Raw genomic sequence first — 14,149 nt, 5'->3', positions numbered from 1 at the left:
AGGATAATTAGGCTTAAGCTTCTACTTCGGGGGCAAAAAACTCCGACTCGGCATTACGAATCTTAGTTAGATAAGTCACGTTCGGCTGCACGTTAATGGATTCGAGCGAGTGGAAGGCACGCTCGCCATCTTCGCGGCGCAGCAACTGGCTGATACGGCTTGCTGGGTCTTTCATGTCACCAAACACAATGGCTTCGGTGGGGCACGACTGAGCGCAGGCCGTTACAATTTCGCCATCTCTGGGACGACGCTTCTGCTTCTTAGCTTCGAGTTTGCCAAGCTGAATGCGCTGCACGCAGAACGAGCACTTTTCCATCACGCCACGGGCGCGAACCGTTACATCCGGGTTCAGCACCATGCGGCCGAGGTCGGTGAACATGTGGCCGTTCACTACTTCAAACTTCTCGTTCGAGTAGTACGAGAACCAGTTAAAGCGACGCACTTTATACGGGCAGTTGTTGGCGCAATAACGGGTACCGATGCAACGGTTGTAGGTCATTTGGTTGAGACCTTCCGAGCTGTGGGTAGTAGCCAGTACCGGGCATACCGTTTCGCAGGGCGCGTGGTTGCACTGCTGGCACATCATCGGCTGGAAAATAACCTGCGGGTTTTCCGAGGGGTCCTCCATCGCGGCGTAGGTCGCCACTTTGCCTTTGGTATCAAATGAGTCTTTATGGGTATCCGAGCTATAATAGCGGTCGATGCGCATCCAGTGCATCTCGCGGCGATTAATCACCTGCTGCTTGCCTACCACGGCGGTATTGTTTTCGGTCTGGCAACCTACCACGCACGAGCCGCAGCCAATGCACGAATTCAGGTCGATGGCCATGCCCCAATGGTGGTTGTTATACTGGTAATCCTGCCACAACGACACCTTATTGGGGGACTGCAGCCCATCGGGCGTAGACACCTTCTCGTATTCGGTTACCTTCTTGGGGTCTTTTACATAGAGTGCCAGCGTGCTCTCCTGCACCACCGGGCGGCGGTCCATCAGCGTCTGGTGCGTCTGGGTCTGGGCAATGGGCGAGGTGGCACCGGTTTTTTCCAGCGTCACCACGTTCTGGTACTGAATGCCGCCACTGGCCGTCATGGCCAGCGGAGCGGCGTTCTCCCCTACTTTATCACCGGCTTTGCCCGCCAGCGTGCGGCCGTAGCCGAGGGCGATGCTCACCGTACCATTGGCCTGACCGGGCTGGATTAGTACTGGCAATTCAATGCTGTAGCCGTTGGCGGTTACCTTCAGCACGTCGCCCTGCTCCCATTTCTGCTCGATGGCCATCTTGCGCGGCACGGCTATGTAGTTGCCCCAAGTAGCTTTCGAGATTGCGTCTGGCAACTCCTGCAGGAAAGGGTTGTTGGCTTCGGTGCCAGAAGCGCTCAAGCCCCCTTTTTCGTACAGGGCCAACTCCACGCCCGAAGCTTTGGCACCTCCACTCAGCTGCGAGGCAGCCGCAGCGGCGCTCATGCCGGTCATGGCCGGGTTGGCGGGCATAGCCGAACCCATCATCACACCGTCGTGCACGGCCTTGTCCCAGGCAGCGTCATTCGGAGTGATGCCCCGCCAGTTGGCGCGCAGGAATTTGTAGTAGGTAGTATTGTTTCCGGCCCAGTGCAGCAAACTCTCCTGTGCCTGGCGGGTAGCAAACAGCGGCGTAATGGCCGGCTGCGCGATGCTCAGGTAGCCACGCTTGGGCTCAAAGTCATTCCACGATTCCAACCAATGGTTGTCGGGTGCGGCGTACTGGCAGAGAATACCCGTTTCGTCGAGGCGGTCATTGAGTGAAATGGTGAGGGGTACTTTGGCAATACCGCTTTTCACCTTGGCACCCAGTGGATGGTTGAAAACCGGGTTGGCATTGTAGAAAACCACTGCGCCTACCGCTCCGTTGTTCATGTCATTCACCAGCGCGGCCATGCGGGCATCGTCGCCTTGGCACACGTTGCTCGGCGCACCGCCGGTAGTAGTAGCGCCGTTGCCTAACGCTTGGTTGATAGCCGTTACCAACGTCTGCACGGCCAAGTCGTTCGAACCCGACACGACAAGGCCAGCGCTACCGGCGGCTTTCAGTTCGGCCGCGGCCTTACCCAGCGGGGTTTTGGCATCGGCCCCACCATTGCCAGTCACAGCATTGTAAAGCGCCAGCGCCGTAGCGCCCATTTCCGAAGGCTTGATGGGCACGCGCACGTCGGCGTTGGAGCCAGAGAGTGAGAGGGCCGTTTCGAATTGGAAGTGGCGCGACATGCTACGCTTAGCGCTGCTTACCTTACGGGTAGCCACGTATTGGCGGGCATATTCCACCGGCGAAATCCAGCTACCGAGGAAATCGGCACCCAGGCTCACGATAACGCTGGCCTTGCTGAAATCGTAGCCGGGTACCACGCCACCATTGGCCTGCAACAGGGCCGAAGCCGAGTGCGCGTCGTACATGACGTGGGAGGTGTTGGGATAGCGAGCGGCGAATTCAGCAATAGCCTTCTTCGTGCTTGGGCTAATAATAGTGGGCGATACGATGGCAATACGGCCCGTGGTACCCGCCAGTTTGGTGCGAATTTCCTGGTCGACCTGCTTCATCTCGGCTGGCTTGCCCTTAATGGCAAACTGCTGGAGACGGCCGCCGTCGTAAAGGCTCAGTACAGCTGCTTGGGCGCGGGGCGAGAGACCACCTTTGGTGATGGGCGACTCGGGATTACCTTCTAGCTTAATTGGCCGACCGTCGCGGGTTTTCACCAGCACGGCATTGTAATCGGCTCCAATGAAGTAGGTGGAAGCGTAGAAGTTTGCGATAGCCGGGTCTACTTCCTCGGGCTTGTTCAGGTACGGAATAGCCTTTTTTACCGGCGTTTCGCACGAGGCCAACACCGCAGCGCCAACGCCGAAACCCATCAGTTTGAGGAAGTCGCGGCGGGGAGCCGACGTAGCATCGCTGCTCTCATGGCTTTCCTTTACCGGCATAAACTCGGCAAAGGCCGATTGCATGAACTCCGGGGCGCTTTCCAGTTCCTCAATTCCTTTCCAGTACTTCATTTTTGGGGACTTAGAGACTCGGGGACTTGGGAACTTAGCCACAGCCGCGAGGTACTTGAATTTATAAGCGAAGTCGTTTTTTGTTGCAGTCGGAGCAAAAGGCTGAGTCCAAGAAAAATGATTTTCCTCAGACGCTAAGCCCTTATTATCCGATTAGTAGTGGCACTTCGAGCACTCGGTACCGCCATTCGACGATACGGTGAAGGGAGCACCACCATTTTTGGTGTCGTGTAATTTCACGAGGTTGTCGTAATACTTGTTATCCTTGGTGTTGAGGGGCATCTCGCGGTGGCAGTTGATGCACCAGCCCATCGTAAGCGCTGAGTACTGGTATACCACTTCCATGTTCTGGATGGGGCCGTGGCAAGTCTGGCACTGCAGGCCAGCCACCTGCGTGTGCTGGGAGTGGTTGAAGTAAGCCAGGTCAGGCAGATTGTGGATACGCACCCACTGAATGGGCTGCTTGCGCTCGATGGCGCGGTAGATTTTCTTGATTTCGGGCGATTCCGTCTTAATCTGCGAGTGGCAGTTCATACAGATGTTGGCCGAAGGAATGTTGGCCGACTTGCTCTTGTACACCGACGTGTGGCAGTAGGCACAGTTAATTTGGTGCTCGCCGGCGTGCAGTTTGTGCGAGAAAGCAATGGGCTGGGTAGGCTGGTAGCCTTGGGTAAGGCCCACGGCCATTACGCTTTGAACGCCTTCATAGAGTAAGACGAGGGCGAAAACCGCTCCTACGATACCACGCAACACGGGCGAGCGGTAGAACTTGCTCCAGTCGAAGCGCTGCTCCAACACTTCTACGTCGCGGCCGTCGAGGCCCTTGCGGCCGCGAAGCACATCACGCATCAGGTTACCAATAATAACCAGTGTCACCACCAGCACAATCAGCACTACGACCAATACGATGAGGAGCATGTCGACATATTTGCCGGAGCCGGCATCAGCGCCAGCATCGGCGGCAGCGCCGTCTTTACCGTCAGCGCTGGCAGCGTTCTGGACGGTAACGCCACCGGCAACTTTACCTTCTTCCGACGTGATGTAGGCCACAATCGAAGTAATCTCCTTGTCCGACAGGGCGAAGGAGGGCATTTGCTGCTTGTTGTATTTGTTGTAGAGGGCCACGGCGTAATCATCGCCGCTGGCTACTACCTTGCTCGAGTTCTTAATCCAAGGAATAATCCAGGAGATAGGGCGGCGCTTGGTAATACCGCCAAGAGCCGGGCCAACAACCTGCTCGTTCACGGCGTGGCATTGGGCGCAATTGCCTTTGAAAAGGGCATCACCAGCGGCGATGGCGGCAGCATCGCCCCCACCAGCGGCGGGTGCGGTAGCAGTGGCGGGAGTAGCGGCAGCAGTAGCGCCGGGAACTACCCCTTCCTTTTTCACCGTGGCAGCATCCTGGGCGGTGGCCTGCTGAACACCAGCAAACGTGAGCACCAGCGCCAGCAACAGATGAGGTAACGAGCGGAATCGAAGGCTCTTCATAGAAAAATAAAGGATAAAGCGAAACGCTAGGGGCATTTCAAGGCCACAAATGTAGGTCAGGATTCGCAGGCGGCAAAAAACGAGGTGCAATTTCCAGCGGATACTGTCTATTGCGCGCGGCCTCATTCACGGGCTCCCATCCACTTCCCGACACTCCCTTTCTTAACCGCAACAACCCGAATAAAGTTGGTCAGACCAGCGGTTATTCTGGTGATTTTGAAAGTGCCGTATTGGAACTACCGATACCAGCATTTGTTGGCGACGGCCCCCCTTTTAAACCGGCTTTTTTAGCAATCACCCTTCGTTCCGAACAGCTTATCTAGGGAGTGGGCGATTTCTAATGAGGAATCTGGCTGGGCGGTTGGCTGGGCTGGGCGGGGCCGCAGCTTAACACCAGCCGATTGGCAGTATTAAGAGTTCAGGGCTTGGCAATGTGCCCGAAAGTCAGTACCTTTGCGCCCCAATCAATTTTTTTCACCCCCAATTCACCCCCATCGTAATGGAACAAAGAAATTACGAGACGGTCTTCATCGTGACTCCCGTTTTGAACGAGAGCCAGGTGCAAGAAACGGTCGAGAAGTTCACTCAGGTGCTTAAGGAAAATAGCGCCGCCCTTTTATCCACCGAAGCCTGGGGCCTGCGCAAGCTGGCTTACCCGATTCAAAAGAAGAGCACAGGCTACTATTTCTGCCTGTCCTACACTGGCGAAGGCAACATCGTGGACGTGCTCGAACTGGCTTTCCGCCGCGACGAGCGTGTTATCCGCTTCCTCACGACCGTGCTCGATAAGCACGCCGTGGAGTACAACAACCGCCGCCGCAACGGCGAAATGAACCAGCAGAAGGCTGCCAAGGAAACCGAAGCCGTAGCCCAATAATCCAGCATCGACAATGGCATCTCCCGCATTCAACCGCAACAACGACCGGTCGGCTAATAACAAGCCCCAGGACAACCGCAAGAAATACTGCCGCTTCAAGAAGAACGGCATTAAGTACGTGGACTACAAAGACCCGAACTTCCTGCTGAAGTTTGTGAACGAGCAGGGCCGCGTGCTGCCCCGTCGCCTCACCGGCACCAGCCTGAAATTCCAGCGCAAAGTGACTCAGGCCATCGCCAAGGCCCGCCACCTCGCCCTGATGCCATACGTAGCCGACGCTCTGAAATAAGTAGCTAGTAGAGAGTAATAAGTAGTAAGATTCCTTTTAAGGCGACCATCTCACTACTCAATACTTGATACTTAATACCATAAAAACGACATGGAAATTATCCTCAAAGACGACGTTAAGGGCCTCGGGTACAAGAACGATATCGTAACCGTGAAATCGGGTTACGGCCGTAACTTCCTGCTGCCGCAGGGTCTGGCCATGCTGGCCGACAAGACGAACAAAAAAATCACGGCTGAGAACGTGCGCCAGGCCGCACACAAAGCCGACAAAGTTAAAGGTGACGCTCAGGCCATTGCCGACCAGATTGGTGGCATGGTGCTGGATATCCTCGCCAAGGTGGGCGAGAGCGGCAAAATCTTTGGTCGCGTAACTACCCTGCAATTAGCCGAAGCGCTGAAAGCCAAGGGTGTGGACATCGACCGCAAGCGTTTGTCGTTCGACCAGGAGCCGGCTGCGGCTGGCGACTACACCGCTACGGCCAACCTGCACAAGGAGGTAAAGCACACGATTAACTTCCGTGTAGTAGCCGAATAGTCTCGGTTTCAATGCTCCGTTGAGAAAGCCCTGCCTGCTGGCGGGGCTTTTTTTATTCCGGTTTTCGGGCCCGTGCCCGGTTACGGGCTATTTTTGCTTTAATGTTTAGAACTGAATTGACAATTGCCCCGGCCGCCGGGCAGCTGCCGCGCACGGCGCGGGTGATGACGATAGGCTCGTGCTTTGCCGACAGCATCGGTACGCGGTTGGCGGCCCATAAGGTAGAAACGCGGGTAAACCCGTTTGGCACCGTGTTTCAGCCGCTGGCGCTGGCCCGACTGCTGCGCGCGGCCGCCGGCGAAGAAGTGGATTGGCAGCAGCACCTGGTGCAGGCCCGCGGCCGCTGGCAGAGCTACGACCTGCACGGCAGCGTGGGGGCCGACTCGCCGGTGGAACTGCTCCAGTACATCCAGGAAGTGGTGCGGCAGACGGGCGAATTCCTGCGCAACACCGACCTGGTGCTGCTGACGCTGGGCACCGCCTGGGCCTACCGCCTGCGCGAAACCGGCGAGCTGGTGAGCAACTGCCATAAGCAGTCGGCCGACTTGTTCGTGCGCGAGCTGCTGACCCCCGACGAAATTATTAATGCGCTGGCCGAAACGCACGCCTACCTGCGCCGCATCAACCCCGAGCTGCGCTTCGTGTTGACGGTGAGCCCAGTGCGTCATTTAAAGGACACGCTGCCGCTGAACTCGGTGAGTAAGTCGGTGCTGCGCGTGGCCACGCACATTGTGAGCGACCTGTTGCCGGGTGTGGCCTACTTCCCGGCGTTTGAGCTGCTGACGGATGATTTGCGCGATTACCGCTTTTACGCGGCCGACATGCTGCACCCGTCGGAAGTAGCCGAGGATTACATCTGGGACAAGTTTGCCCGCACGTATTTCGATGCCGATTTCGGCCGTTTCCGCAAAGAGTGGACAGCGGTGCGGCAGTCGCTGGGCCACCGCCCGCTGCACGAAGGCGCACCCGAGCACCGGCAGTTTCTGGAAAGCACCCGCGAGAAGCTGGAGCAGCTGAGCCTGCGCCAGGTAGATGTAGCCGACGAACTGCGCAGCGTGCGCAGCCGTTTGGCAGCTTTGCCCCTCCCCATTCAGCCCATGGCCTTGGCCGAGACGGAGGACGACGAGGAACGAATTGATATTGGTGAAGGCGCTCGTACCGCAGCTGCTACGCCTGCGGACGCGATTGCCGACAGCGAAACGCCCCGCCCCGAGCAGCCTACGGGCAACTCCGGCCGTCCCCCGCGCCTGTCGCCCGAAGAATTCCGGGCGCAGCGAGCGGCGCGCCCCGAGCGCGGCCGGCGCGATGGCCGGGGTAAGGGCCAGCCGATGCAGCCCTCCGAAATCGAGCAGTTCCAGGCGGCCAGCTTTGCGCAAGCGGATGAATTTGCCCAGCAGCCTTTCCTGTCAGAATCAACTGCTGGTGAATTGGTGGCCGTGGATTCGACTTCGGAAGCTACCGCCGGTGCCCCTGACGCAACTGCGGACGCGGCAGAATTGGAAGCCGGCCGCAAAAAGAAGCGTCGCTCGCGGGGCGGAGCCAAGCGCACGGCGCGCAAACACGCGTTGCGCGCCGCCGAAATGAGCCTGGACGAAAGCCAACTGCCTGCTTCGGAAATCGCCTTGGAGAATGCCGCCGAAGCTTTTATCACGGGCAATAATGCTTCGGCAGTATCGGTTCAGGCAGAAAGTGAATCGGCTCCTGAAGCCCGGGAACCACGCCATGACCAGCGGAACGGAAGGAACCGTGGCGGCGTGGCACGGGTGCCCCTGTTCGCAGCCGCAACTTCGGCGGCGGATGCTTCTGATGAAGCTTCCGAAAATTTGACTGCGCCAACCGAAACTGAGGCTAATTTGGAGCAGAATGATGCAGTTTCATCGTCGCGTAAAAGCCGCAATCGCAAGAAGAAAAAGGGTAACCGCCCGGTGACGGATGAAAGCGCTGATGTGGGGCAAAATACTGCCCCGGTACAAGTGCCACGCGGCGCGGTTGAGGCGATTGTGGACCCGGAAACGATAGCAGCCCGCGATAACAACCGCCGGGATAACCGGGACAGTAACCGACGCGACAATCGTCGGCAGGACCAGCTGGTGGCCACGCTACCAGTAGATGGCGCGACGGTAGCCGTGGCGGCAACACCAGTGGTGTTGGTGGCGGCTCCTCAGCCAGCGGAAGCGCAGGCCGCTACTCCAGCTGCGGCGAAACCTTCGAAGCGCAAAGCCCGGGCGATGATAGGTGGGCGCACCGTAAAACCGGAATTTGATTCGCCGATTATCCCAGTGGTTGATGCCTTGGTGGTACGCTCGCAGGTAGCCGCAGGGCGACTGACGGGTAGTTCTGCTTCGTTGGTTGAGCCTGCAGCGCCGGCCAAGGCCAGCAAGGCGGCTTCGTCGGCCAAGCTGGTCGCGGCCAAAGCGCGCGGGGCAAAAGCACCTGCGCCCAAGGCAGCAGCCACAACAAGCAGCCTCCCCACGCCAGCTGAGCCGCAAGCGCCGGCTGCTTCGACCGCAATCCCGGCCGCGGTGTCGGGACCTTTGCCCCAGCGTACGGCGGCTAAGCCTGCCAAATCCGCTAAAAGGGGTAACGCTGCTCCTAAAGCGGCTGAAGCACCTGCGGCTCCGGCTACTGCGGTGGCGGCTCCGACTCCGGCCCCAAGCAAGCCGGCGACCAATAAGGGCGCGGCTAAAGCTCCTGCGGCTGCTGAGGCAATGCCAGTTGCGCCCGTGCAACCGACAGCCAGCGTCCAACTGGCCGCTACGAAACCCACGAAGAAGACCCCGGCAAAAACCAAAGCTCCGACAGTATCGCCGGAGCCCGTAGTGAAGGCCGTGGCCAAATCGGAGGCGAAACCAGCGGTAGCAGCGGCTCCAAAAACAGTCGCCGTCGCCAAAGCTTCTTTGAAAGCACCTGCCAAAGTGGCTAAACCCGCAGTAGCAGCCGCTGATAAGCCAGCAGCAGCAAAAAAAGCTAATCCGAAAGCAGCACCTAAGGCGGCAACCACAGCGGCGGCACCGGCCAAAGCCAGCGGCGCTAAAGTAAAATCTTCGAAAAAGTCGGCTTCGTAGGCTGGCAGAATTTGTGGCTGATATTCGGCCTCTTGCGTTAATTCCCTCCCAAGCCCGGCCTTTTTCGCCGGGTTTGGTGTTTCAATGCCTCCCCTACCCCATTCCGTTATGGCTCACGCTGCTCCGCACACCAACCGCCTCGCCCAGGAAACCAGCCCCTACCTGCAACAGCACGCCCACAATCCCGTGGACTGGTACCCGTGGGGCCCCGAGGCGTTGAACCGCGCCCAGGCCGAGCAGAAGCCTATTCTGGTGAGCATTGGCTACGCGGCCTGCCACTGGTGCCACGTGATGGAGCGCGAGTCGTTTGAGAATGAGGCCGTGGCGGCGGTAATGAACGCGCATTTTGTGTGCATTAAGGTCGACCGCGAGGAACGGCCCGACGTGGACCAGATTTACATGGATGCCCTGCACGCCATGGGCCTGCAGGGCGGCTGGCCGCTGAACGTGTTTCTGACGGCCGATGCCAAGCCGTTTTACGGCGGCACCTATTTCCCGCAGGGCAACTGGACCAAGCTGCTCACCAACATTGGCCAGGCCTACGCCGGCGAGCACCGCGCCGAGTTGGAGCAGTCGGCCGAGCGGTTTATGGAGGTGATTGGCCGAAGCGAGCTGGCCAAATACGGCGGGCAAAACCACAACGCGGCCCAGGAAGCCGATTACACCGCGTTGGAAGCCATTGGCGTAGCACCGGAAACCGGCCCGGCCGGCGTTTCCGATGAGGAGTTTAAGCTATTGGTGTATAACCTAAGCACAAATTTCGACCGCGAACGCGGCGGCATGAACCGCGCCCCGAAGTTTCCGATGCCCAGCATCTGGCGGTTTCTGCTGCGGGCCCATGCCATCAGCGGCAGCCGGGCGGTACTCGACCAGGCCGTGCTCACGCTGCGCGAAATGGCCTGGGGCGGCATCTACGACCAAGTGCACGGCGGCTTCGCCCGCTACTCGGTGGATGGCGAGTGGCTGGCCCCGCACTTCGAGAAAATGCTGTACGACAACGGCCAATTGGTGAGCTTATACAGCGAAGCCTTCCAGCTGACGCAGGACGAGCTTTTCCGGGAAACGGTGTACGATACCATCGAATTTGTCCGGCTGGAGCTGACGAATGACGAAGGCGGCTTCTATTCCTCGCTCGATGCCGACAGCGAGGGCGAGGAAGGCAAGTTTTACGTGTTCACGAAGGAGGAGCTACGCGGGATTCTGGGCGAAGAGGAGCCCCTGTTTTCCGCGTACTACCACTGCACCGCCGCCGGCAACTGGGAGCACGGCCGCAACATCCTGCACCGCCGCGAAACCGACGGAGCCTTTGCCGCCGCCCACCAGTTGGCCCCCGGCGCACTGCCCGAAATGGTAGCGGGCTGGAAGCAGAAAATAATGGCCGTGCGGGCCACCCGCGTGCGCCCCGGCCTCGATGATAAAGTCCTGACCGGCTGGAATGCGCTGATGCTGCAGGGCCTGACCGATGCCTACCGGGCCTTTGGCGAACCCGAGTTTCTGGCGATGGCCGAACACAATGCCCGGTTCATCGAAGCCAACCTGCGCGACGGCGCGCGCCTGTTCCGAACCTGCAAAAACGGCCGCGCCAGCATCAGTGCCTTTCTCGAGGATTATTCGCTGGTCATTCAGGCCTACATCAGCCTCTACGAAGTCACCTTCGCCGAAAAGTGGCTGCGCGAGGCTGAAACCCTAACGGAATACGTGCTGGCCAACTTCTTCGACCCCAGCGAAACGCTGTTTTTCTACACCGATAGCCGAGCCGAGCCGCTCATCGCCCGCAAAAAAGAGTTGTTCGACAACGTGATTCCGGCCTCCAACTCCATTATGGCGCACAACCTGCGCCGGCTGGGCCGCCATCTCGAAAAAGCGCAGTACACCGATTTGGCGGTTAAGATGCTGCTCCAGCTGCGCCACCTCGTAGTGAAAGAGCCGCAGCACCTCACCAACTGGGCCTCGCTGTACGCGGCCTTGCTGCGGCCGGGAGCCGAAATTGCCATTCAGGGTCCGGAAACTGAAACTTTCCGTGAAGAGCTCAGCCGACGTTTCCTGTTTGATACCGTGCTGGCTGGCACCGAAGCCGCGTCGGAGCTGCCGCTGCTGCAGCTGCTGCCCACGCCCACGGATGGCCGCACGGCGGTGCACGTGTGCCGCAACTACACCTGCCAGGCCCCGGCTTATGGCGTGGCCGAGGCGCTGGCGGCGCTGTAGTGACACCTCCTCCCAGCCCCCGCGCCAGCCCTCAACAGGGAGCCCGACGATACGCCTCACCCCCTGCTTATCTTTACTATCCGCCCCCTACGCTATACCCGTTTTGAGTCTTACGCTTGATTTTATTTCCCCCGCCGCCGTGCCCGCGCCCGACCGGGTGACGCTGTTTGCCGACGTTATTCTGCCCTTGCCCCTGCCCCGGCTCTACACCTACCGGGTGCCGTACGAGCTGAACGATAACGTGGTAATTGGCGGGCGCGTCATCGTGCAGTTTGGGGCCAAAAAGACGCTCAGCTGCATTGTGGCGGCCGTGCACGAAACTGCGCCCAAGGACTACCAAGCCAAGTACATCCTCGAATTCATCGACGATGCGCCCGTTGTGACCCAGCCCCAGCTCAAGCTTTTCCGCTGGATGGCCGATTACTACCTCTGCACCATTGGCGAGGTGATTAACGCGGCGCTGCCTTCGGCGCTCAAGCTTAGCTCGGAGTCGCGTATTCAGCTGCACCCGGGCTTTGCGCGGGAAGACAATGAATACCCGCTTTCCACGCAGGAAGAATTGATTGTGGACGCGCTGGGCGTGGTGGAAGATGGCAAGGCGCTGACCTTTACCGAAGTGGGCGACCTGCTAGGCATCACGTCCTTCCACAAGGTTATCAAATCGCTGATGCACAAGGAGGTAATTTTCCTGTTTGAGCATACCGCCGATAAGTACGCGCCCAAGGTGGTGAAGAAGGTGCGGCTGGCGCATCATTTCATCATGGAAGCTTCGTTGGAGCGGCTGTTTGAACAGCTCACTAGTAAGCCCAAGCAGCTCGATGTGCTGATGAAGTACATGCAGCGCGTGCCGGTGTACCAGAATGAGCACGCCAACCAGGCCGGCATCGAGAAAGCCTACCTCAGCAGCAACCCCCACCTGTCGGCCTCGGCCGTGAACACGCTCATTAAGAACGGCGTGCTCGAGCAGTTCGACCAGATTGTGTCGCGCTTCCCGCTCGAAAACGAAGGGGCCATTCAAATGCACTTCTCGCTCACCGAGGCTCAGACCACGGCGCGCGATGAAATCATGGCCCACTTCGGCGAAAAGGAAATTGTGCTGCTGCACGGCGTAACCGGCGCGGGCAAAACCGAAATCTATATCGACCTCATCCGCAAGGCGATGGACGGCGGCGGGCAGGTGTTGTATCTGCTGCCCGAAATCGCCCTTACTGCCCAGATTGTGACGCGCCTGATGCGCGTGTTTGGCTCGCGGCTGGGCGTGTACCACTCCAAATTCTCCGACAACGAGCGGGTGGAAGTATGGAACGGCGTGCTTTCGGGCCGCTTCCAAGTGGTGGTGGGGGTGCGCTCGGCGGTGTTTCTGCCCTTCGACAACCTCGCGCTCATCATCGTGGACGAAGAGCACGAATCGAGCTACAAGCAGTACGACCCCGCCCCGCGCTACAACGCCCGCGAAGTAGCCCTGATGATAGCCAGCTTCCAGGGGGCCAAAACGCTGCTGGGCTCGGCCACGCCGGCCGTGGAGACTTACTACCAGGCCAAGCAGGGCCGCTACGGGCTAGTTAGCCTCACCAAGCGCTTCGGCGAGGCCGGCATGCCGGAAATTGAGCTGGTGGACACCCGCAAAGCCCGCGAGCAGAAAACCATGCACAACCACTTCACCGCCGACCTGCTGGGCGAAGTGGAACGCACCCTAGGCCGCCAGGAGCAGGTGATTCTGTTCCAGAACCGCCGCGGCTACGCGCCCGTGGTGGCCTGCCAGGACTGCGGCTGGATACCCAAATGCACCAACTGCGCCGTGAGCCTGAGCTACCACAAGCACAGCCACGAGCTGCGCTGCCATTACTGCGGCTACCACGACCCCATGGTGAGCAAGTGCCCCGCCTGCGGCTCGCGGGCCGTGAAAACCCAGGGCTTCGGCACCGAAAAGATTGAGGACGACCTCAAAATCATGTTGCCCCAGGCCAATATCCAGCGCATGGATTTGGACACCACCCGCGCCAAAAACAGCTACCAGCAAATCATCGGCGACTTCGAGAAGCAGACCACCAACGTGCTCGTCGGCACCCAGATGGTGACCAAAGGCCTCGATTTCGCCAACGTGAGCTTAGTGGGCATCATCAACGCCGACAGCATTATTCACTACCCCGATTTCCGGGCCCACGAGCGGGCCTACCAAATGTTTGTGCAGGTGAGCGGCCGGGCCGGGCGTAAGGGCAAAAAGGGCAAGGTCATCATCCAGACCGCCGACCCCACGCAGGTGATTTTCGACAAGGTGATTCGCAACGATTACCTCGAGTTCTACAACTACGAAATAGTGCAGCGCCACGAACACGGCTACCCGCCCTTCATGCGCATCGTCAAGATGACGGTGAAACACATCGACCAGGGGGTGGGCGAGGCCGCCGCCATTCTGCTCACCCAGGAGCTGGTGGAGCGCCTGGGCCGCGCCGCCGTGCTGGGGCCGGAAGCACCCTATATTTTCCGTATCCGCAACTTCTACCTGCAGGAAATCACCATCAAGCTCGACCGCGCCCACACGGTACTCAAACAAGCCAAACAGCTGATTTGCGCGGCCATGGACGTGGTGAAGGACCAGAAAGAGTTTAAGCAGGTGCGGCTGGTGGCCGACGTGGACCCGATGTAACGAACCGGCCGCGTAGCAA

General features: G+C 59.2%; 8 protein-coding genes. 6 read left to right on the top strand and 2 right to left on the bottom strand.

Annotated features, from left to right (window positions below; genetic code table 11):
* Positions 1 to 13 precede the first annotated feature (13 nt).
* Positions 14 to 3,025 carry a TAT-variant-translocated molybdopterin oxidoreductase gene (locus ABIB44_RS10990; RefSeq protein WP_354584709.1) on the bottom strand — a complete coding sequence of 1,004 codons (3,012 nt, stop codon included), beginning with the start codon at positions 3,023 to 3,025 and terminating at the stop codon, positions 14 to 16.
* Between the two features lie 153 nt (positions 3,026 to 3,178).
* A complete protein-coding gene (locus ABIB44_RS10985) occupies positions 3,179 to 4,513 on the bottom strand; it encodes a c-type cytochrome (RefSeq protein WP_354584708.1) in 1,335 nt (444 codons plus the stop codon).
* A 499-nt stretch (positions 4,514 to 5,012) separates the two neighbouring features.
* Here ABIB44_RS10985 and rpsF point away from each other — a divergent pair, with 499 nt between their 5' ends.
* The 6 genes from rpsF to priA all read left to right on the top strand — a co-directional run bounded on the left by rpsF (position 5,013) and on the right by priA (position 14,130).
* The gene (gene rpsF / locus ABIB44_RS10980) at positions 5,013 to 5,390 is read left to right on the top strand and encodes a 30S ribosomal protein S6 (protein ID WP_354584707.1); all 378 of its coding nucleotides are present in this window, start codon (positions 5,013 to 5,015) and stop codon (positions 5,388 to 5,390) included.
* 13 nt (positions 5,391 to 5,403) lie between these two features.
* Positions 5,404 to 5,679 carry a 30S ribosomal protein S18 gene (gene rpsR, locus ABIB44_RS10975; RefSeq protein ID WP_241934763.1) on the top strand — a complete coding sequence of 92 codons (276 nt, stop codon included), beginning with the start codon at positions 5,404 to 5,406 and terminating at the stop codon, positions 5,677 to 5,679.
* 90 nt (positions 5,680 to 5,769) lie between these two features.
* Entirely contained in the window at positions 5,770 to 6,213 is a 444-nt protein-coding gene (rplI, locus tag ABIB44_RS10970; RefSeq protein ID WP_354584706.1) for a 50S ribosomal protein L9, read from the top strand.
* Between the two features lie 101 nt (positions 6,214 to 6,314).
* Entirely contained in the window at positions 6,315 to 9,278 is a 2,964-nt protein-coding gene (locus ABIB44_RS10965) for a GSCFA domain-containing protein (RefSeq protein WP_354584705.1), read from the top strand.
* A 108-nt stretch (positions 9,279 to 9,386) separates the two neighbouring features.
* Complete coding sequence (locus tag ABIB44_RS10960) at positions 9,387 to 11,483, top strand: thioredoxin domain-containing protein (RefSeq protein ID WP_354584704.1); 2,097 nt, start codon at positions 9,387 to 9,389, stop codon at positions 11,481 to 11,483.
* A 103-nt stretch (positions 11,484 to 11,586) separates the two neighbouring features.
* Positions 11,587 to 14,130 carry a replication restart helicase PriA gene (priA, locus tag ABIB44_RS10955; protein ID WP_354584703.1) on the top strand — a complete coding sequence of 848 codons (2,544 nt, stop codon included), beginning with the start codon at positions 11,587 to 11,589 and terminating at the stop codon, positions 14,128 to 14,130.
* Positions 14,131 to 14,149: the final 19 nt, after the last annotated feature.

The organism is Hymenobacter sp. UYCo722, from assembly GCF_040547115.1.
Lineage (GTDB): Bacteria > Bacteroidota > Bacteroidia > Cytophagales > Hymenobacteraceae > Hymenobacter.
This window is presented reverse-complemented; position numbering and strand designations above follow the sequence as displayed.

What these genes read in the sequence shown, in the direction of transcription:
- ABIB44_RS10990 (WP_354584709.1), bottom strand. Translation starts at nt 3,025, where the DNA reads ATGAAGTACTGGAAAGGAATTGAGGAACTGGAAAGCGCCCCGGAGTTC.
- ABIB44_RS10985 (WP_354584708.1), bottom strand. Translation starts at nt 4,513, where the DNA reads ATGAAGAGCCTTCGATTCCGCTCGTTACCTCATCTGTTGCTGGCGCTG.
- rpsF (WP_354584707.1), top strand. Translation starts at nt 5,013, where the DNA reads ATGGAACAAAGAAATTACGAGACGGTCTTCATCGTGACTCCCGTTTTG.
- rpsR (WP_241934763.1), top strand. Translation starts at nt 5,404, where the DNA reads ATGGCATCTCCCGCATTCAACCGCAACAACGACCGGTCGGCTAATAAC.
- rplI (WP_354584706.1), top strand. Translation starts at nt 5,770, where the DNA reads ATGGAAATTATCCTCAAAGACGACGTTAAGGGCCTCGGGTACAAGAAC.
- ABIB44_RS10965 (WP_354584705.1), top strand. Translation starts at nt 6,315, where the DNA reads ATGTTTAGAACTGAATTGACAATTGCCCCGGCCGCCGGGCAGCTGCCG.
- ABIB44_RS10960 (WP_354584704.1), top strand. Translation starts at nt 9,387, where the DNA reads ATGGCTCACGCTGCTCCGCACACCAACCGCCTCGCCCAGGAAACCAGC.